This is a genomic window from Pseudoalteromonas sp. 2CM41L (assembly GCF_023161905.1).
GTDB classification, from domain to species: Bacteria; Pseudomonadota; Gammaproteobacteria; order Enterobacterales; family Alteromonadaceae; genus Pseudoalteromonas; species Pseudoalteromonas atlantica.
In genome coordinates this window covers 26,536-46,935 of record NZ_JALNTN010000011.1, presented here as the reverse complement: position 1 = coordinate 46,935, position 20,400 = coordinate 26,536, and the positions used below count along the sequence as shown (strand labels likewise).

22 protein-coding genes are annotated in these 20,400 nt (G+C 40.7%); 13 read left to right on the top strand and 9 right to left on the bottom strand.

Translation table 11 applies throughout. The features are described 5' to 3' along the window. Nucleotides 1-119: 119 nt before the first annotated feature. From hemL to MTF64_RS13265, 4 genes are all read right to left on the bottom strand, one after another. Nucleotides 120-1,400, bottom strand: a complete 1,281-nt coding sequence (gene hemL / locus MTF64_RS13280; RefSeq protein ID WP_004587157.1) for a glutamate-1-semialdehyde 2,1-aminomutase — start codon at nt 1,398-1,400, stop codon at nt 120-122. Nucleotides 1,401-1,435: 35 nt separating this feature from the next. Continuing rightward, nucleotides 1,436-2,452 carry an aspartate carbamoyltransferase gene (locus MTF64_RS13275; protein ID WP_004587156.1) on the bottom strand — a complete coding sequence of 339 codons (1,017 nt, stop codon included), beginning with the start codon at nt 2,450-2,452 and terminating at the stop codon, nt 1,436-1,438. A 116-nt stretch (nt 2,453-2,568) separates the two neighbouring features. Continuing rightward, the gene (locus tag MTF64_RS13270; RefSeq protein ID WP_024034304.1) at nt 2,569-3,003 is read right to left on the bottom strand and encodes a CopD family protein; all 435 of its coding nucleotides are present in this window, start codon (nt 3,001-3,003) and stop codon (nt 2,569-2,571) included. A 7-nt stretch (nt 3,004-3,010) separates the two neighbouring features. Continuing rightward, nucleotides 3,011-4,693: a chloride channel protein gene (locus MTF64_RS13265; protein ID WP_055252948.1), complete on the bottom strand. Its 1,683-nt coding sequence runs from the start codon at nt 4,691-4,693 to the stop codon at nt 3,011-3,013. 248 nt (nt 4,694-4,941) lie between these two features. Here MTF64_RS13265 and erpA point away from each other — a divergent pair, with 248 nt between their 5' ends. Then, nucleotides 4,942-5,280 (top strand): iron-sulfur cluster insertion protein ErpA, encoded by a 339-nt coding sequence (erpA, locus tag MTF64_RS13260; RefSeq protein WP_002958911.1) that lies wholly within the window; start codon nt 4,942-4,944, stop codon nt 5,278-5,280. A gap of 48 nt (nt 5,281-5,328) precedes the next feature. On the opposite strand, the gene MTF64_RS13255 is transcribed toward erpA, so the two are convergent. Beyond that, nucleotides 5,329-5,517: a hypothetical protein gene (locus MTF64_RS13255; protein ID WP_004587152.1), complete on the bottom strand. Its 189-nt coding sequence runs from the start codon at nt 5,515-5,517 to the stop codon at nt 5,329-5,331. Nucleotides 5,518-6,016: 499 nt separating this feature from the next. Here MTF64_RS13255 and MTF64_RS13250 point away from each other — a divergent pair, with 499 nt between their 5' ends. Continuing rightward, on the top strand, nt 6,017-6,256 hold the full coding sequence (locus tag MTF64_RS13250) for a helix-turn-helix transcriptional regulator (protein WP_004587151.1): 240 nt from the start codon (nt 6,017-6,019) through the stop codon (nt 6,254-6,256). A 71-nt stretch (nt 6,257-6,327) separates the two neighbouring features. On the opposite strand, the gene MTF64_RS13245 is transcribed toward MTF64_RS13250, so the two are convergent. Genes MTF64_RS13245 through MTF64_RS13230 form a run of 4 tightly spaced genes read right to left on the bottom strand, consistent with a single transcriptional unit; the run spans nt 6,328 to nt 10,078 of the window. After that, nucleotides 6,328-7,707, bottom strand: coding sequence for an MFS transporter (locus MTF64_RS13245; protein WP_004587150.1), 1,380 nt, complete (start codon nt 7,705-7,707; stop codon nt 6,328-6,330). Nucleotides 7,708-7,753: 46 nt separating this feature from the next. Continuing rightward, nucleotides 7,754-8,371 (bottom strand): peptidylprolyl isomerase, encoded by a 618-nt coding sequence (locus MTF64_RS13240; protein WP_004587149.1) that lies wholly within the window; start codon nt 8,369-8,371, stop codon nt 7,754-7,756. Nucleotides 8,372-8,373: 2 nt separating this feature from the next. Beyond that, a complete protein-coding gene (locus MTF64_RS13235) occupies nt 8,374-8,934 on the bottom strand; it encodes a YajG family lipoprotein (RefSeq protein ID WP_004587148.1) in 561 nt (186 codons plus the stop codon). Nucleotide 8,935: 1 nt separating this feature from the next. Further along, nucleotides 8,936-10,078, bottom strand: coding sequence for a methyltransferase (locus tag MTF64_RS13230; protein ID WP_024034301.1), 1,143 nt, complete (start codon nt 10,076-10,078; stop codon nt 8,936-8,938). Nucleotides 10,079-10,120: 42 nt separating this feature from the next. Here MTF64_RS13230 and MTF64_RS13225 point away from each other — a divergent pair, with 42 nt between their 5' ends. From MTF64_RS13225 to nqrM, 11 genes are all read left to right on the top strand, one after another. Further along, nucleotides 10,121-10,732 (top strand): alpha-ketoglutarate-dependent dioxygenase AlkB, encoded by a 612-nt coding sequence (locus tag MTF64_RS13225; protein WP_004587146.1) that lies wholly within the window; start codon nt 10,121-10,123, stop codon nt 10,730-10,732. A 55-nt stretch (nt 10,733-10,787) separates the two neighbouring features. After that, the gene (locus tag MTF64_RS13220; RefSeq protein ID WP_029773850.1) at nt 10,788-11,099 is read left to right on the top strand and encodes a BolA/IbaG family iron-sulfur metabolism protein; all 312 of its coding nucleotides are present in this window, start codon (nt 10,788-10,790) and stop codon (nt 11,097-11,099) included. 124 nt (nt 11,100-11,223) lie between these two features. Further along, complete coding sequence (gene fabV / locus MTF64_RS13215; protein ID WP_248451681.1) at nt 11,224-12,417, top strand: enoyl-ACP reductase FabV; 1,194 nt, start codon at nt 11,224-11,226, stop codon at nt 12,415-12,417. A gap of 353 nt (nt 12,418-12,770) precedes the next feature. Continuing rightward, the gene (locus MTF64_RS13210) at nt 12,771-14,114 is read left to right on the top strand and encodes a Na(+)-translocating NADH-quinone reductase subunit A (RefSeq protein ID WP_004587143.1); all 1,344 of its coding nucleotides are present in this window, start codon (nt 12,771-12,773) and stop codon (nt 14,112-14,114) included. A gap of 3 nt (nt 14,115-14,117) precedes the next feature. After that, complete coding sequence (locus MTF64_RS13205) at nt 14,118-15,320, top strand: NADH:ubiquinone reductase (Na(+)-transporting) subunit B (protein ID WP_004587142.1); 1,203 nt, start codon at nt 14,118-14,120, stop codon at nt 15,318-15,320. Then, on the top strand, nt 15,313-16,065 hold the full coding sequence (locus MTF64_RS13200; protein ID WP_004587141.1) for a Na(+)-translocating NADH-quinone reductase subunit C: 753 nt from the start codon (nt 15,313-15,315) through the stop codon (nt 16,063-16,065). The genes MTF64_RS13205 and MTF64_RS13200 overlap by 8 nt, the downstream gene beginning before the upstream one ends. Then, nucleotides 16,065-16,697 (top strand): NADH:ubiquinone reductase (Na(+)-transporting) subunit D, encoded by a 633-nt coding sequence (locus MTF64_RS13195; RefSeq protein WP_004587140.1) that lies wholly within the window; start codon nt 16,065-16,067, stop codon nt 16,695-16,697. The genes MTF64_RS13200 and MTF64_RS13195 overlap by 1 nt, the downstream gene beginning before the upstream one ends. A 10-nt stretch (nt 16,698-16,707) precedes the next feature. After that, nucleotides 16,708-17,316 (top strand): NADH:ubiquinone reductase (Na(+)-transporting) subunit E, encoded by a 609-nt coding sequence (gene nqrE / locus MTF64_RS13190; RefSeq protein ID WP_004587139.1) that lies wholly within the window; start codon nt 16,708-16,710, stop codon nt 17,314-17,316. Nucleotides 17,317-17,334: 18 nt separating this feature from the next. Continuing rightward, a complete protein-coding gene (nqrF, locus tag MTF64_RS13185) occupies nt 17,335-18,564 on the top strand; it encodes an NADH:ubiquinone reductase (Na(+)-transporting) subunit F (protein ID WP_004587138.1) in 1,230 nt (409 codons plus the stop codon). A 103-nt stretch (nt 18,565-18,667) separates the two neighbouring features. Further along, entirely contained in the window at nt 18,668-19,699 is a 1,032-nt protein-coding gene (locus MTF64_RS13180; RefSeq protein ID WP_248451680.1) for an FAD:protein FMN transferase, read from the top strand. Between the two features lie 162 nt (nt 19,700-19,861). Next, on the top strand, nt 19,862-20,074 hold the full coding sequence (nqrM, locus tag MTF64_RS13175; protein WP_004587136.1) for a (Na+)-NQR maturation NqrM: 213 nt from the start codon (nt 19,862-19,864) through the stop codon (nt 20,072-20,074). Nucleotides 20,075-20,400 lie beyond the last annotated feature (326 nt).

Sequence of the window (20,400 nt, the reverse complement as noted above, 5' to 3'; positions counted from 1 at the left end):
AGACCGTATAAAGGCTAAAAACCATTCAATTATAAATACGCACAAATAAAAAAAGCCCGTAAGGGCTTTTTTTAACTACAGAGTTAATAACGCACATTATTAACACATGTCTTGGATGCTTATAGCTTAGCGAAGGCGCGCTCTGCAGCTTCAATAGTTGCTTGTACTTCTTGCTCTGTGTGCGCAGCACACACAAAGCCTGCTTCAAAAGCAGAAGGTGCTAGGTATACGCCTTCTTCCAGCATTAAGTGGAAAAAGCGTTTAAAGCGTTCTAAATCACATTCTGTAGCTTGTTTATAAGTGGTTACTTTTTCTGCTTCAGTGAAGAAAAAGCCATACATACCGCCAGCGTAGTTAGTGGTTAAAGGAATGCCTGCTTTTTTAGCGCCTGCTTCAAAGCCTTCACAAATAGCTTTAGAAATAGCTTCTAACTTATCGTGCAAACCTGGCTCACTTAATAGCTCAAGCGATTTTAAACCCGCAGCCATTGCAATAGGGTTACCAGAAAGAGTACCGGCTTGGTAAACCGGACCTACTGGCGCAATGTAATCCATAATTTCGGTTTTGCCGCCAAAGGCACCAACAGGCATGCCGCCGCCAATGACTTTACCTAAACATGTTAAGTCAGGTTTGATGTTGTAATACGCCTGAGCGCCACCTAATGCAACACGAAAGCCGGTCATTACTTCGTCAAAAATAAGCACTGATTTGTACTCATCACATACTGCACGCAAGCCTTCTAAAAAGCCCTCTACAGGAGGAATACAGTTCATGTTACCCGCTACTGGCTCAACGATAATACAGGCAATGTCGTCTGCGTATTTTTCAAATACAGCTTTTACTTCATCAAGGTTATTAAACGATACGGTAAGCGTGTGCTTTGCAAAATCCTCAGGGATACCGGGTGAATTTGGCACACCCATGGTTAATGCGCCAGAGCCTGCTTTTACTAATAATGAGTCGGCATGGCCGTGGTAACAACCTTCAAACTTAAGGATTTTATCACGCCCTGTATAGCCACGTGCTAAGCGAATGGCGCTCATTGTTGCTTCGGTACCCGAGCTTACCATACGTACTTTTTCGATTGAGGGTACAAGCGCTTTTACTTTTTCGGCCATTAAAATTTCGGCTTCAGTGGGCGCCCCATAACTTAAACCGTTTTCTACCGCTTCGTGAACAGCTTGCTTTATAGCTGGGTGGTTATGGCCCATGATCATCGGACCCCACGAACCTACGTAATCAATATAACGGTTGCCATCGGCATCAAAGGTAAATGCACCCTCGGCTTTGGTAATAAAAAGTGGCGTGCCACCAACACCGTTAAATGCACGTACAGGTGAATTTACGCCACCAGGAATTGAAGTTTGTGCACGATTAAATAAATCTTGGCTAATTGTCATGAAAAATCCTATTAGTTGTCGCTTGGTAAAAGTGTTTAGCTGTCGCGTTTGCGGCTAAACCAAGGTACGTCTACTTCATATTGCTCGACTTTGTTTTCTACGCCGAGGGTTAAAGCAAACAGTGCCATACGAATTAACACGCCATTTTGTACTTGGCGGAATATAGCTAAATTGTCGTTACTGTTTAAGTCGTTATCAAGCTCATTAGCTTCTAAACGGCTATCGCGTGGGAGCGGGTGCATAAGCACAGAATTTGGCTTACAGTGCGCGTTATAAATTGATTGGCTAATTCTAAAGCCGCCACGGTATTTATTAGCTTCTTCTTGTGAAGGGAAGCGCTCTTCTTGAATACGTGTTTGGTACACAATATCGGCTGCTAAGTTCCCTTCCATTTTGTTGACTAATTGTATTTTATGGCCTGCATTTTCTACCGCATCTAAAATACTCGTTGGCATTTGCAGGCCATCGGGCGCCACCATCGAAAATTTTACGTTTTTGTAATGGCACAATAATTTAGATAATGAATGTACTGTGCGGCCATATTTTAAATCGCCAACTAAGGCGATATGCATGCCATCAATGTTTTGATCAAATCGGTTTAGTTCGCGCTCAATAGTAAGCAAGTCAAGTAGAGCTTGAGTAGGGTGCTCGTTAGGGCCATCACCACCGTTAATTACCGGTACGGTACAACCGTCTGCAAATTCGCTTACCGAGCCTGCATCAGGGTGGCGCATAGCGACGGCATCAGCGTAAGCCGAAATAACGCGCGCAGTGTCGTAAAGCGATTCGCCTTTAGCAAGTGCTGAGCTTTGCATGCCGGTTGTTTCGCGCACGCCACCGCCTAATAAATTAAAGGCAGTACCAAAGCTTACACGCGTACGCGTGCTTGGTTCAAAAAACAAATTAGCTAAAATAGCGCCTTCTAGCACTGTTGTTTGCTTTTGTTTTTTAGCATAAGGCTCCATTTTTTTCGCTACTGCAAAAATACGCTCAATGCAGTCTCTGTCGAGTTGATTTACCGACAGTATATGTTCACCTTGGAAACTTAACATGGGGTTATTCCTAATCAATCAAAGGGGCGCGATAATCCATTAAAATGGGGCACGCAATCGCGCGTGTTATAACAAGTATTGTAAATTGCAGCGCAGTTTAACATGCGCTACACAGCTTATAAATTAGGTTTTATTACCGCAAGCGCAACAATAATTAGCAGCGCAATAACTGGGAGCTCATTAAAAATACGATAAAAGCGGTCCGTTTTGGTATTTCTGTCGTGTTTAAAGTCGCTCAGTAATTTAAAGCAGTAGCCGTGATATAGATATAAAATAATGACCAGTACCAGTTTGTAGTGCAGCCACATGCTGTATCTAAACCACTCACGGCCATATTCTACAATAGTGAGTACACCAAAAACGGCCGTTAAAATAGCAAACGGGGTAACAAAAAAGAGTAGCCGACGCTCCATCACTTTAAGCATAGAGTTACAGGCTTTTTCTTCGCTCATTGCGTGGTATACAAATAACCGAGGTAAATAAAAAATACCGGCAAACCAGGCAATCATAAAAAAAATGTGCAGTGTTTTATAAATTAGTAAAGCGCTCATAAGAATCCTAAAGTAGGCTGTTACGAATAGTTAAAATATTATTTATTTGATCCCAGCGTAATAGCCCCATTATTTGCTGATCATCTAGCAAGTTGTATACATACAGGGCACCGCTGCGTTTATCTTTTAAAATATCAAAGGCATCAGCTAAGGTCGACTGGCTGCTAATGCCTTGTAAGCTAATGTAGTTTATATTTATGTTTTCGCCCGACATCAGGGTAAGGTCATACTCTGCTAGGCGATAGCCGTTTTCTTCATCGTAAACTATTAAAGGGGTTTGGCTGTCCATGGCGTCTAAGGTGTTTTTAATTTGCTCTTTATCGTCTGAATAAAGCAGTTTAAAGTCCTCATCCATATCATCCATTATGCCCACTTTTTGTAGCGCCTCCGTTGCGGGCGATACATGATAGGGTAGCCCCTGAAAATCAAGTTGTTGCAAAAATATAGACCGATTGCCAAATACTTGCAGCGCCGTTACATAGGCGGTTGTTATCACTAACATGGCCGGTACAATAATCTCTGGCGAGGACGTAAGCTCCATCACAGTTGTTAATGCTGCTAACGGCGCATGTAATGTAGCTGCGAGTAATCCTGCCATTCCTAATACCCCGTATGTGCCTGCAATGTCAGCACCTGGGCTTATAAATTGGGCAAAAAAGGCCATTAAAGTACCTGTTAATACACCTAGCCCAATAACGGGGCCTATTAAGCCACCCGGTATTCCTAGGCCAATGGCAAACAAGGTCGCTAGCAGTTTAGCTATTAAAATAGTGGTAAGTAGTTGCGCGTTTTCAGGCGATTCAACCGCAATAGTAATCGCGCTCATACCCGAACCCATTGCTTGGGGCACTGCATAGGCAATAATACTCGCAATACAACCTGCAATGAGTAAACGAGGAAACATGCTTAAAGGTTTAAATGTTTTTATGATCAGCATTAAATTTTGATTAAAGCTATAGGCAATTGCCCCTAAGGCCATGCCACATAAAATTAAATATGGGTAATGCCAACCACTCAATGGCGTAATGCTAATAAGTGCAAGCTCTGAGCCTTCACCAAACACAAATTGGGTTGCTAATGCACCAGTTAGTGCGGCAAGCATAATTGGTACAAAAATATGCACTTTGTACTCACGTAGCACCACTTCCATTACAAAAATAACCGCAGCCAGAGGGGTATTAAACGAGGCCGCAATACCAGCGGCGACACCACAGCCACTTAATGTACGCATGGCGTTATGCGGTAAATGAAGTTTATCGGCTAATATACTTGCGCCAGTGGCGCCCATATGAACAGATGGCCCTTCGCGGCCCACCGAAAAACCACTAATAAGTGCCAGTGCACCACCAACAAATTGGTTTACGGTGTTGTAAAGCGGCATTTGCCCGTAGTGGCGTTTAATACGATGAATAACAAAAGGAATGCCTAATCGGTAGTGCTTAAAGCCAGTAAATGCAGCAAATGTAGCAATCAGTAGCGCAGCAATTAACGGCATTAAAACCCGTTCAAGAGTGGGGATAGTAGTAAAATTATCGGGAGTGTCTAAAAATAAGCTTTGAAAAAACAGAATCGTTAAGCGAAATAAAATAATAAAAAATGCAGCAATTAAACCAGCACTTACGCCTAATAAGCATAATTGCACAGAGGTTTTTGGTTTTGCTAATCGACGCCTGAGTTGCTCAAGCCACATGCTGTATTCTCCGCCACATTTTTTCAGCGAGCAGTTTAACAAAAGTGTGTAGGTAAGTCCTTGTGATTTTGCAATTTTAAACACTTATATTAACAAATATTACAGCAATCACTGAAAACACATTTTGCTATCGTATCGGCTAAAGCAATAGTTAAAAGCCTAAGATACCTCAAGAGATGTTTGACTATACTTGATTAAAACACTCGGGTATTAGATAATCACGCCATTGCGATATTGAGGGTTTTAAAATGTCTGAAGAATTACCAATAAAGTTCAGCGATGCTGCTGCTGTTCGTGTTAAACAGTTAATCGACGAAGAAGAAAATCCAGATTTAAAACTGCGTGTTTACGTAACAGGTGGTGGTTGTTCTGGTTTTCAATATGGTTTTACTTTTGATGAAAAAGCAAATCCTGGCGATTTAGAAATAGTTAAAAATGGTGTAACCCTGGTTATTGACCCAATGAGTATTCAGTACTTAGTTGATGGCGAAGTGGATTACACAGAAGGGTTAGAAGGCGCACGCTTTTTTGTATCTAATCCTAATGCAACGACTACCTGTGGGTGTGGTGCAAGTTTTAGCGTTTAAGCAATTTACGCTTAGCTATTAAAGTCGCGTTAGCGGCTTTTTTAATGCCTAAAATTCAATTGGGCTGTAATGGGTAAACTGCATTATTAATACAAAAAAGCCTAATACAAAAGCAGAAAAGGCAAGTATGTATAAAAAGCCTTTTTTACCTTGTTTAATGGGTACTCCGTAGTGACGTAAAAACAAAAACCATAAAAAGCATAGTAAAATAGGCAACAAAAATAAGACTCTAAACATACTTCCTCTTTAGTCCCTTAGTTAGGGAAAAACGTTATTTATGGGAACTTTTTTACCCTTACTGTTGTTTAAACATCAATACAGCAAGGTTATTTGCACGTTAATTTGTAACAAAGTGCTTTTATCTTACAATTAATTTTTTAGGAAAAAACTTAATATTTTTGGTACGTTAACTTAAATATTCAGCATAAGTAAAGGTTAGTGGTTGGGTAAATTTATGCAAACTATGTAATTAATTATTTAACCGAACTGTTAATAGTATATAATGTATCCAAGAGTGAGACGGGCAAAATTTCACTCTTAATAAAAATAAACCTATATCCTATTTTTGCGGGTTAGCACTGAATAGATTGGTAGGTTGAATAAGTAGCAATACCTTTGCTTATTTAAGCAATAGCTTGCTATTGAATAATGTAGTGGGTATCTGCTTATATGCCTCCAATCATTGTGTGACTACTGCTTTGACGGGTATGTCATATCATCTAGTAGGAGATGTAAAATGATGGGCAAGACTGTTTCTTCTGAAGAAAACGAAAAGCTAACTAAATGGCTTAAAACAAAACGCCATGAAAAGGGTCATACAATGCGTAGCCTGGCACAAGTGCTAGGAACACCTCACTCATTTATCGGTAAGATTGAAAATCAAGAACGCCGCTTAGATGTTATTGAGTTTGTACGTTACTGTAATGCACTTGAAGTTGATCCGCATGAAGCGCTAGGCTTAATTAAAGCGGATTAATATTGTTTTGCTTAGGGTGTTATAAGGGGCACTTGAACGGCCTAAGCAAATCACGTTAATGCAGGGATGCATTACATATTTTTATGGTAATTTTGCTCTAACTGATAGAGCTTATGCCTAATCAAATATAAAAACACCAGCGAAGGTATTACCATTAATGCCGTTAACACAAAAAATAATGCCCAATTTCCCATTAGCCAATCATCAATAACCACACCACTGTAACTTGAAAGCAGTGTACGCCCTAAATTCCCAAGCGAAGCCAGTAATGCATAATGTGTTGCACTAAATGCCCGGTCACATAACATCGATATAAATGCCACCATAGCCACTAACGACCAAGCCTGAGTAAAGCCATCAATTACAATAGCAAAAGCGTATAAGCCTAAATTAGGGCCAACCAGCGCAATAGCCGAAAATGCTAAATTAGACCCCGCCATAGCAACGCCACTTATAAATAACCCTTTTACAATGCCGTACTTTTGATTGAACAAGCTGCCCACAAAGGTAAAAGCAATGGTGAGTACTGCAGTGCCTACTTTTGAAAAAGTAGCTATGTCGCTGTTGCTAAAGCCTATTTCTTTATAAAAAACAATCGACATACGCCCTAAAAAAGCTTCGCCTATTTTAAATAAGAAAATAAATGCTAATAAGGCAAGGGCTGTTTTAACCCCATTTTTAGCAAAAAAGGTTTTAAAGGGATCAACCACTGTAACGCCAAGCCAAGCAATCACTTTAGTAAAGGGCGTTTGCTTAATGCTGGCTAGTTTTTCAAGGTATACGCGCTCAAGCTCTGCGTGAACAGCTTCTCGGTTTGATTTAGGCTCTTTGGCAAACAACACGCCGCTCATTAGTATCAACATAACAGCGGCTAAAAAGTAATACACTTGTGGCCAATCTAAAGAGGGGATATCGGCCATGTAAAAAGGAATAGCACCCAGTAATGCGTAACCTGTCCACCAACCCGATGTGGCCATAGCAGCAGCTGCAGTGGCTTTATGAGATTCGTTTTCGCTTAACGTGTCTATTCTAAAAGCATCAATTGCTATGTCTTGTGTGGCAGAGGCGACTGCGATGAGTAAACACAAGCCAGCGGCAATCGCTAAGTTTGCTTTTAAATCAAGCCCCGCTAAAAGCAGGGTGCCAATAAACATAAAGCTTTGGCAAAATAAAATCCAGCTGCGACGTTGCCCAAACCACTTGTACAATAACGGCAGTTTGGTTCTATCAATAAGCGGCGACCACATAAAATTAATGCTGTATGCGCCAAATACAATACCAAATAAGCCAATCATACTGCGGCTTAGGCCTTCGTCTTTTAGCCAAGCCGACATCACAGAGCCAATCAGTACCCATGGAAAACCACTGCTCATACCAAATATAAAAATATTGATTAAACGTTTATCTTTAAAATACGAGAAATATTCGCTTACTGAGAGGGTTTTGCTCATAGGGCCTTCATTGGCGTTGGGTGCAACTTAGTTGCACCTCAGTGATTTATAATGGGGTTTGCTCAAGTACTTTAATATTTAAAATAACAACGGGCGTTTTTGGTACAAAGTCGTAGCCAATTTTTTCATTAAAGCCGGTTTCAACAGCCATAATTTTATCTAGCGTGTCGTAACCATCCATTACATTGCCAAACACGGCAAAGCCCCAATCTCTACCTGGGTTTAAATGATCGTTATCATCCATATTAAAAAAGAACTGGCGAGTTCCTGAATGCGGTTCACGGTCTTGATACGCCATAGCGATGCTGTACATATCATTTTTTAAACCGTTGCCACTTTCGTTAAATATAGGGTCGTTTTCGTGTAAGCCATCAAGGTCTTTATCGTAACCACCGCCTTGTATTACAAAGTCACGGTCGTTTTCAACATCACGTTCTACACGGTGGAATATACTGCCTTGGTAACTTTTATCCATTACGTAGGTTAAAAAGTTATTTACCGTAATAGGGGCTTTTGAGCGGTCTAGCTCAACCACAATGCTACCCAATGACGTGACTATTTCTACACGCGGGAAAATATTGTCTTTTTGAACAAAACGGCCTTCTTGCGCGGCAAAGGTGCTTACACTAAATAGTAGGCTTAAGCAGATTAAAAATCGTTTCATTGTTAACCTTCTAAAAATTCAATTAATTCTGGGTCCGATACAATGCGGGTTATAATTTGTTCCGTCAACTTATTGAGTTGACCTTCAATTTTGGCGCGATCATGGCTCAGCGGCCCTTCTAAATTAGCACTGCCACGATACACTTTACTAAAATTGCTGGTAGAGCGAATAACACGTACGCCTAGCTCAATGTGCGCTTCGCTGGTATGGCTCATGAGCTTTTCAGTCACCTTTGCTTGCAAGGCATGAATGTCTAGTTCAAAGCGGGTTGTTGCTAGGTTAGAAATACTTGCTCCGTTACGGTTTAGCGCGCTATCTAATACGCTTTTAACAGAGGTTACAATATCTTGGCTGGCAAAGGTCTTGGTTTTGTCCGACTCAACAAGCTTAAGGGTTGCGCTATCACCACGTAAATCAATAACGCTGGTACTTAAACTGGCTGAAATAACGCTAATTTGGCCACTTTTATAAACCGGGTTTAATATCACTTGGTTTGGCTGGTTACTGCATGCGCTAAACACCAGCATGGAGCAACAGGCTAAAATAAATTTAGTTAATTTCATTTTATAGCATCCCACTATTTTTAGTTGCGCTGAGCACTACAAACTTTTTGTTTGAACCTAATAGCTTACAGTTACCAAACATACGATTTAATTTATCGTGATAATCTAAATGACGATTACCAATAATACGCAGCTCGCCACCTTCTTTTAATGTATCTTTTGCTTGTTTAAACATTTGCCACGCAATGTGGTCGGTAACAGCTTGGGCTTGGTGAAATGGAGGGTTACACAACACCATATCCACACTGTCTCTTGCAAAGCCGGTTAAGCAATCATTTTCTATAAATTGGCAATCATCAAATTTATTTGCTTGGTTAAGTTCTACATTTAAACGTGCAGATTCGACCGCCATGTACGACTCATCAACAAAGGTTACCGACGCATTTGGACAGCGTGATAACGTCATTAAACCCACCACACCATTACCACAACCTAAGTCGATAATACTTTTTGCTTTTGAGGTTTGCGGCAAGTAATTAAAAAAGAACCGTGCACCTATATCTAACGAATCGCGCGAAAACACATTGGCATGGTTCGTTATATTAAAATCAGTGCCTTCAAGCTGCCAACTTACCGGGAAGTTAGCTTCTTTATAACCGCCTTTAGCTGTACTTAATATTAAACGTGACTTTTTAACGGCCAAACTTGTTTTGGTTTCGCCAATAAATTGCTCAAACGCTTTTATAGTTGAGTTATGAATTTCCTTTGTTTTACCCGCGGCAATAACCGGTGTGCCAGGGGCAAGTACTTCACTCAACTCGCTTAATTGAAACTGTAAAAACCCGACGTTACGCGGTATTTTTATAAGTACTAAATCAACCTCTTCAGGCAGCGCAGATAAGCTATCTAACTGTGTAAATTGGGCTGTTGATAGTTTATTTTCTTTTAAATTATAGGCTGCAGCTTGGTGGCTAATATAAGAATCGTTAACTGAACAAACCGTTAATTCACTAAAATAACAGGCAAGGGCACCAAACGCGTCGTTTAAAATTAGTAATGAGCGACAATCAGGGTGATGTTCGTTAACATAATTGATAAGGTACTCGTCGGCCGAATCCCACGCTTGTAAACTGCGGTTTTTTTGATCCAAAGGGAAACGTTCAAGAGTAAATGTTTTATCGCCTAGCTGGGCTTGCGTCGTCATAATGGTTTGTTGATCAGTAATCTAATGTAGGTAAATTCTAACATGCAACGGCAAAACGCCAACCCCCAACAGTTACCAAACGGCTTTTCTTATCAAAGTAAGGCGCTTAGTGCGCAAAAAAGCCTCGATTTATTTTATTATTTACAAAAAAATCTTAATTGGCAGCAGCCTAATGTTACTGTGTATGGCAGAACAGGGCCCATTCCACGTTTGCAATGTTTTATGAGCGACTTAAATATTGAATATGGTTACTCACACAGTAAACAAATAGTAGAGCCGTGGGATGAGGTGCTTTTAGCAATGCGAAAACGTTTAGAGCGACATTTAAATAAGCCGCTTAATTCGTTATTAGTCAATTATTACCGTGATGGTAACGACACCATGGGCTGGCACAGTGATGATGAAATAGAGCTAGGCCCTGAGCCTACCATTGTATGTATATCGCTTGGTGCTGAGCGCGTACTTAAATTAAAGCAAAAAGCCACGAATAAAGTCACCGACTTAAAATTACAAAGCGGTAGTTGTTTAGTGATGAGTGGGCATAGTCAGCGCGACTACCAGCACGCAATCCCCAAACAAACAACGCTTGCTCACCCACGGATCAGCTTAACGTACCGCTTTATTGAGCACATTAAACAAAAGCAATTTAGTTAGTTAAATTAACTTGTTATAGTAGCTGCACAAATCAGTGACTAAATATGGTGTTTTAATGTCAATGCAACAACAAATTCAAGACAAGCTTAGTAGCGCGATTGCCTGTAAGCATTTAAACGTAATTAACGAAAGCCATATGCATAGCGCCGGTAGTGAGTCGCATTTTAAAGTAATTGTGGTAAGTGAAGAGTTTGCGGGTAAGCGATTACTACAGCGCCACCGCCAAATTAACGAAGTACTAAAAGATGAGCTAGCAAATCATATTCATGCCTTAGCGATTCATACGTACACGCCAGATGAATTTTCAGAGCAAGGTGGCGAAGCACCTGACTCTCCAAATTGTATGGGCGGCTCAAAGCTAAATTAACCACAATGTAGGTTAGCCAATATAAATAGGGGTATTTGATCAGCTTTAACTGATCAGATCAGTGTTTTTAGTATTAGCCTTTAAACTAGCGCTAATTTTTATTGTAAAAGATATAGGATGATCAATGGTCATTAAGCCTAAAATTCGTGGATTTATTTGTACTAACGCACACCCTGTAGGTTGTGCAGAGCATGTTCAAGAGCAAATTAACTATGTAAAACAACAAGGCGAATTAAAAGATGCGCCTAAAAATGTACTCGTAATTGGTGCATCTACTGGCTACGGCTTAGCGTCTCGTATTACGGCGGCATTTGGCGGTGGTGCTAAAACACTGGGTATTTTCTTTGAAAAAGAAGGTACAGAGCGTAAAACAGGTTCTGCTGGTTGGTACAATACAGCAGCATTTCAAGACGCTGCAGATGAAGCTGGGCTTTGGTCAAAAAATATTAATGGCGATGCGTTTTCTAACGAAATTAAGCAAAAAGCAATCGAGACAATCAAAGCAGATTTAGGCAAAGTAGACTGTATTATTTACAGCTTAGCATCGCCTCGTCGTACCGATCCAAATACCGGTGAGGTGTATTCATCTACACTTAAACCTATTGGCAGTGCTGTAACTACAAAAAATTTAAATACGTCAAAGCGCGAAATTGACGAAGTAACAGTAGAAGCCGCAAGCCAAGATGACATCGACAACACCATTAAAGTGATGGGCGGTGAAGATTGGGAAATGTGGATTAATGCATTAAAAGAAGCAGACGTACTAGCCGATAACTTTAAAACCACGGCTTATACTTATATAGGTAAAGAGTTAACGTGGCCAATCTACGGGCACGCAACAATAGGTAAAGCAAAAGAAGATTTAGACCGTGCAACTGCCGCAATCAAAGAATCGACAAAAGATTTAAATGGTCAAGCCTATGTGTCGTCTTTAAATGCTGTTGTTACTCAGGCAAGCTCTGCTATTCCTATTATGCCGCTATATATCTCTGCTTTATTTAAAGTAATGAAAGCAGATGGCACTTATGAAGGCACTATTGAGCAAATTCATGCTTTATTTAGCGAAAACCTATACGGTGAAAACCCACGCTTTGACGAGGGCGGCCACTTATTCCAAAACTACAAAGAGCTAGAGGACGATGTACAAGCACGTGTGCAAGCTGTTTGGGATAAAGTAGATACGAGCTCAATTGATGAGCTAACCGATTATGTAGGCTACCATAACGAATTTTTACGTTTATTTGGTTTTGGCATTGACGCTGTTGACTATGAGCAAGATGTAGATGCAGTGAAGCCAATTGCAAACATGATTGACTAATCATACTTTGTAATTATAAAAAGTCGCTTATTGCGGCTTTTTTGCTTTTAGTGTTTTAGATATTTTGTGGCAGTTAGGTGCTTAGGCTACCACTTTGGTCTACCTTGATTTTTATTTAAAACACTTAACAAAACTAAATAAGCGTTTCTGTCGTATAATTTTCATAAATACACTCGCATAGTCGTACATAATGATGTTAAAATCGAAGCAATATGTGAGGAGTTTTACTGCGTTGCTTGTTTGATATTCCTAGCAAGTTGTTCTTTTGTACCTTGATATATCTTGGATAACTCAAGTGGCGACGTGGTTGATACGATTTTTCAGTTTCTTTCCGTTAATTAATGCAAGTGCGTATGATCAACATAAAAAAAGGTCTGGATTTACCCATAGAGGGCGCGCCTCAGCAAGTTATTCATGATGGTTCTGCCATCAAACGTGTAGCTGTGCTAGGTGAAGAGTTTATCGGTATGCGTCCAACCATGCATGTTCGTGTGGATGACCAAGTCAAAAAAGGCCAGGTACTTTTTGAAGACAAAAAGAACCCTGGCGTCCTATTTACTGCACCAGCTTCTGGTACAGTAAAAGAAATTAATCGTGGTGCTAAACGTGTGCTGCAATCTGTTGTTATTGAAGTAAACGGCAGTGAGCAAATCACCTTTGACTCTTTCAATGCAGATGAGCTTGCAAGCTTATCGCGTGAAAAAGCCAAAGAAGTACTTGTTCAGTCAGGTCAATGGACAGCACTTCGTGCTCGCCCATTTAGCAAAATAGCTGCGTTGGATGCAAATCCTAGCTCTATATTTGTAACCGCTATCGACACAAACCCTCTTGCTGCAGATCCTGCAGTAATTATTGCCGAAAATGCAGCTGCATTTGAAGCGGGTCTTGCTGTTGTTTCGCGTTTGACCGATGGCAAAGTATTTGTATGTAAGCAAGCTGGCAGTCAAGTTCCTAGCTCGTCTATCGCTCAAGTAGAAGTACATGAGTTCGGTGGCGTGCATCCAGCAGGCTTAGTTGGTACTCATATTCATCACCTTGATGCAGTATCTGTTAATAAACAAGTTTGGCATATTGGTTACCAAGACGTTATCGCGTATGGTCACTTATTCCTTACTGGTGAAATCAACACAGACCGTGTTATTTCGCTTGCAGGTCCTCGCGTTAAAAACCCTCGTTTAGTGAAAACACAACTAGGTGCTTCATTAGATGATTTAGTGGCAGGCGAATTAGAAGACGGTGATAACCGTGTTATTTCTGGTTCTGTTTTATCTGGCGCTATTTCTTCAGGTCCTCATGCATTCTTAGGCCGCTACCACGTTCAAGTATCTGTTTTACTTGAGGGTCGCGAAAAAGAGCTGTTTGGTTGGATTGCACCAGGTAGTGATAAATTCTCTGTAACGCGTACATTCCTTTCTCACCTTGCACCGAGTCGTTTATTTAAAATGACAACGTCTACAGGTGGTTCAAAACGTGCCATGGTACCAATTGGTAGCTACGAGCGCGTAATGCCGCTAGATATTTTGCCAACCCTATTATTACGTGACTTAATTTCACGTGACTTAGACAGTGCAATTTCATTAGGCGCGCTTGAACTTGATGAAGAAGATTTAGCGTTATGTACCTTCGTTTGTCCGGGCAAATACGAGTATGGTTCTATCCTACGCGATTGCTTAACAACGATCGAGAAGGAAGGCTAAGAGATGGGTTTAAAGAAATTTTTAGAAGACATTGAGCCGCATTTTGAACCAGGTGGTAAACACGAAAAATGGTACGCCCTGTATGAAGCAGCCGCGACTATTTTTTACACGCCAGGTTATGTAAATAAAGGCGCAACTCACGTTCGCGATAATATCGACCTAAAACGCATGATGATTTTAGTGTGGATGGCGACGTTCCCAGCTATGTTTTTTGGTATGTTCAACATCGGTCATCAGGCCGCAGGTGCTTTAGCACAAGGTTTTGAACTAGCAAACTCTTGGCAGGTTGGCTTGTTCCAGTTATTTGGTGGTGAATTAACCGCTGAGTCGGGCTGGGGCGCAAAAATGTTCTACGGGGCATGTTTCTTCTTACCAATATACGCCGTTACTTTTGCAGTAGGTGGTTTTTGGGAAGTACTATTTGCTTCTGTGCGTAAGCATGAAGTTAACGAAGGTTTCTTCGTAACCTCTGTATTATTTGCACTTATTTTGCCTGCGACTATTCCTTTATGGCAAGTGGCGTTAGGTATTACGTTTGGTGTTGTTATTGCTAAAGAAATCTTTGGTGGTACAGGCCGTAACTTCTTAAACCCTGCATTAGCGGGCCGTGCGTTTTTATTCTTCGCATACCCTGCACAAATTTCAGGTGACACAGTATGGACTGCAGTAGACTCGTTCTCTGGTGCAACTATGCTAGGTCAAGCGTTTGTAGGCACTCTTGATTACAGCAACATGGAGCTATGGTGGAATGCGTTTTACGGTTTCATTCAAGGTTCTGTAGGTGAGACATCTACGCTTGCTGTGCTTATTGGTGGCTTATTCTTAATTTACGTTCGCATCGCTTCTTGGCGCATTGTACTAGGTGTATTCCTAGGTATGGTGGCAACTGCATTCTTATTAAATGCGGTTGGCTCTGAGAGCAATCCTGTATTTGCAATGCCTTGGCATTGGCATTTAGTACTGGGTGGTTTTGCGTTTGGTATGTTCTTTATGGCTACTGACCCTGTATCAGCTGCATTTACCGATAAAGGTAAGTTCGCATACGGCGCGCTTATTGGCTTTATGGTAGTTATGATCCGTGTAGTAAACCCTGCTTTCCCTGAAGGCATGATGCTAGCAATCTTATTTGCTAACTTATTTGCTCCACTGTTCGATCACTTTGTAGTGCAAGCTAATATCAAGCGGAGGTTGGCACGTAATGTCTAGTAATAACGAATCAATCGGCAAAACGTTAACGGTTGTTGTAGCACTATGTTTAGTGTGTGCAATTATTGTATCGTTTGCTTCTGTACAGCTTCGTCCTTTACAGCAAGCTAATAAAACTCAAGATATTCAACGTAATATCTTAGCAGCAGCTGATATTGAAATCGCAAACTCTGTATCTGACACATTCGATGGCAAAATCGAAGCACGTGTTGTTGATATGGACACTGGCGAATTTGTTGAAGATGCTGATCCAAACTCATTTGATTTCGAAAAATCGAAATTCGACCAACAAAGAAGTTTTGCACTTAAAGCAGAAGGGATTAAGGACATCGCTGGTATTCAGCGTATGACTAAAAACTCACCTGTTTACATCTCTAAAAAAGAAGATGGTTCTACAGATGCAATCATTTTACCTATCCAAGGTTACGGCCTTTGGGGTGTAATGTATGGTTTCTTAGCGCTTGAAAGCGATGGCGAAACAGTTAAAAACATCAACTTTTACAAGCATAGCGAAACACCAGGCCTGGGTGGCGAAATTCAAAACCCACAATGGACAGCTAAATGGCAAGGTAAAGAGTTACCTATTAACATTATGAAAAGCGGTGCTAGCAACGAACATCAAATTGATGGTTTATCAGGTGCTACACTAACTTCTAATGGTGTTGATCACACAGTTGACTTTTGGACTGGTGAAAACGGCTTTGGTCCTTTCCTTGCGAAGGTACGTGAAGGAGCGTTGAAATAATGGCTGATACTAAAGAAATGAAGTCGGTCCTATTTGGTCCGGTTTTAGCTAACAACCCAATCGCATTACAAGTACTTGGTATTTGTTCTGCTCTGGCGGTAACGTCTAGCTTAAAAAATGCCTTAATCATGTCAATTGCTTTGACATTAGTAACGGCGTTTTCTAGCTTGTTCATTTCAAGCATTCGTAACCACATACCTTCATCAGTACGTATTATCGTACAGATGACGATCATTGCTTCACTAGTAATTGTTGTAGACCAAGTATTACAAGCATTCTCTTACGCTACGGCGAAAGAGCTTTCTGTATTCGTTGGCCTAATCATTACTAACTGTATTGTAATGGGTCGTGCTGAAGCGTACGCAATGAAGTCGCCACCACTTATGTCATTTTTAGATGGTATTGGTAATGGCTTAGGCTACTCAGTGGTATTACTTACTGTTGGTTTCATCCGTGAGCTATTTGGTAAGGGAACACTATTCGGTGTTGATATTATCCCATTAGTACAAGATGGTGGTTGGTATCAACCTATGGGTCTATTGATTTTACCACCGAGTGCATTCTTCATCATTGGTTTATTCATATGGGTACTTCGTACTTATAAGAAAGACCAAGTAGAAGCTAAAGCGTAAGGGGCAAGCAGTGGAACATTATATTAGTTTATTTGTAAAAGCGGTTTTTATTGAAAACTTAGCTTTAGCTTTCTTCCTAGGTATGTGTACTTTCTTAGCAGTATCTAAAAAAGTAACTACATCAATTGGCCTAGGTGTAGCCGTTATTGTGGTACTGGGTATTTCTGTACCAGTAAATAACTTGGTTTACCATGCCGTACTTGCACCGGGTGCATTAGAGTGGCTTGGTTACCCTGAAGCAGACCTTAGCTTTTTACGTTTCTTAACGTTCATTGGTGTTATTGCAGCACTTGTGCAAATTTTGGAAATGGCATTAGATAAGTTTTTCCCTGCACTTTACAACGCATTAGGTATCTTCTTACCACTAATCACAGTTAACTGTGCGATTTTTGGTGCGGTATCATTCATGGTTGAGCGTAACTATAACTTCGGCGAGTCTGTTGTTTATGGTGTTGGCGCTGGTGTTGGTTGGGCGCTTGCAATTACATTACTTGCAGGTATCCGTGAGAAAATGAAATATTCAGACGTGCCAGATGGCCTACGTGGTTTAGGTATTACCTTCATCACTGTTGGTTTAATGGGTCTTGGCTTTATGTCATTCTCTGGTATTTCACTGTAAAGGTAGCGAGGATAAATCATGAGTTATGAGATTTTCTTAGGCGTTGGTGTTTTCATCGCTATCGTTGTACTACTAGTTTTAGTTATCATTGGTGCTAAATCTAAGTTAGTTGCAAGCGGTGACATCATCATCGGTATTAATGGCGATCCAGACAAAGCCATTAAAACATCAGCAGGTAGCAAGCTTTTAGGCGCGCTATCTGAATCAGGTATTTTCGTATCATCTGCATGTGGTGGCGGTGGCTCTTGTGGTCAGTGTCGTGTACACATTAAAGAAGGTGGTGGCGATATCTTACCAACAGAACTTGATCACATTTCTAAAGGTGAAGCCCGTGAAGGCTGTCGTTTAGCGTGTCAGGTAAATGTTAAAAACGACATGGAAATTGAACTTGAAGAGTCAATTTTCGGTGTTAAAAAATGGGATTGTGAAGTTATCTCTAACGATAACAAAGCAACGTTCATTAAAGAGCTTAAGCTACAAATTCCAGATGGCGAATCAGTGCCTTTCCGTGCGGGTGGTTACATCCAAATCGAAGCGCCTGCTCACCATGTTAAATACGCAGATTTCGATATTCCTGAAGAGTATCGTGGCGACTGGAATCACTTTGGTTTCTTCGACCTGGAGTCAAAAGTAGACGATGAAACAATTCGTGCATACTCAATGGCTAACTACCCAGAAGAAGAAGGCATTATCATGCTTAACGTGCGTATTGCTACGCCGCCGCCAAGAAACCTAAGCCTACCATGTGGTAAAATGTCATCGTACATTTGGTCACTTAAAGCAGGCGACAAGGTAACTATTTCAGGTCCATTTGGTGAGTTCTTCGCTAAAGACACCGACGCTGAAATGGTATTCGTAGGTGGTGGTGCAGGTATGGCACCAATGCGTTCACATATCTTTGACCAACTTAAGCGTTTAAACTCTAAGCGTAAGATTAGTTTCTGGTATGGTGCGCGTTCTGAGCGTGAAATGTTCTATGTTGAAGATTTCGACGGCTTAGCAGCTGAAAACGATAACTTTGTATGGCATACCGCATTGTCTGATCCACAACCAGAAGATAACTGGGAAGGTTACACAGGCTTTATCCATAACGTACTTTATGAAAACTACTTGAAAGATCATGAAGCGCCAGAAGATTGTGAGTTCTACATGTGTGGTCCTCCAATGATGAACGCGGCTGTTATCGGCATGCTTAAAGACCTAGGTGTAGAAGACGAAAACATCTTACTAGATGACTTCGGTGGCTAACACCCATATCAAAACAGCTTAGTTTTGGTTAAAATACGGGCCTCGTCGCACATTGTGCAACGGGGCTTTTTTTATTTTATTTTATTTTACATGGGCTAATTTAATGAACAGAGTAAGCAGTTCTCAAGGCGCTATCAGTGTTTTTTTATTAACTATAATGCTATTTATCTCTGGCTGTGGGGCTGATAAAACACCTCAGGAGGTATTTTTAGAAGGCAAAACGATGGGCACCACCTATCATATTAAATACTTTGCCGACGATAAAAGCGTTGATGCCACTAAATTACAGCAGCAAATAGATACGCAATTGAAAGCGGTTAATCAGTCTATGTCTACGTATATCCCCGATTCTGAAATTAACACATTTAATAAATTACCCGCCAACCAGGTTATGCCAATTAGTGAAGACTTTAGGGCTGTGGTGAGTGAATCGATTCGTTTAGGTAAGTCGACCAAAACGCTTGATGTAACGATGGGCCCGTTAATAGATTTATGGGGCTTTGGACCTGATAAAAAACCAACTAAGCGCCCAAGTGATGAAGCACTTGCTGCAATGATTGAAAAAATTGGTGTAGATAAACTAAATCTTACTGAGCAGGGCCTTGCTAAAACAGTTGATGGTTTAGAGCTGTCGTTTTCGGCCACAGCGAAAGGGTATGGTATTGATAAAGTAGCGCAATTACTTGAAAGCCAAAATATTAGTAACTACATGGTAGAAATAGGTGGGGAGCTGCGCATTGGCGGTGAAAAGCCAAATAACCAAGATTGGAAAATCGCGATAGAGCAGCCAGATGCGCCACCAGGCGAGCGAAAAGTTCACCGTGTATTAGCGCCCGGTACGAATGGCATTGCAACATCAGGTGACTACCGTATTTTTTATAAAATGGATGGCGAAACTTACACTCATTTAATTGACCCAGTAACAGGCATGCCAATCAAACATGACTTAGTGTCGGTTACTGTATTACATCCTAGTGCAATGACCGCAGATGGCTTAGCAACCGCATTAACGGTTATGGGAATGGACGATGCTAAAGCATACGCTGAAAAGCACGATTTACCTGTGTACTTAATGGCTAAATCAGACAAAGGCATTGTGACTTACGCAAGCACTGCTTTTAAACCTTATTTGTAATATAATGGCGTTTAGCTAAAACTTTATTAGTGCTAAACGCATATTACAACCGATTTTTTGAAATAGACTTCTCTCGCATCTATGTGGGTTTTGGGTGTATAATTTAGCGGTCGCTCAACAATGTTTGAGCATAATTTATTGCTGATCAATAGGGGCTAAGCAATGTCACTTTTTCTTCTTACATTTGGTTTATTAATTTTAATCGTGATAGCTATGGCTGTTGGTATGATCGTGCAAAGAAAATCTATGGCAAGTAGTTGCGGTGGATTAGGCTCGGTAGGTATTGATAAAGCCTGTGATTGTGACGATCCATGTGATAAGCGTAAAAAGCGTATGGCTAAAGAGCAAGCCTGGAAAGAAAACCAAATTATTTAAGCAGTAGCTTAATGATAAAAAGCGCCTTATGGCGCTTTTTTTGTACCTGTATATTTAGTGCTCATATCTTCTTTTAATTAAACACAACCTTAATGTATTAGACCAAGGTCTATAGTTTAGTTTTTTTCACCTATTAGGTTTATTTTTCTCGTTTGTCAAATTGGAGCTAACACTCTAAAGTTTAACCATAGACACAGAGCAAGGCTCCAGTCATAAGCTTGAGGCATAAAAGTTAGCCTCGCTTAAAAGAATCTTTATATTGTGTGTGAAGATGTTGTCAGTGTGAAAGGCAACTCAAGTTCGGTGGTGACTTAGCTTGAGTTGTT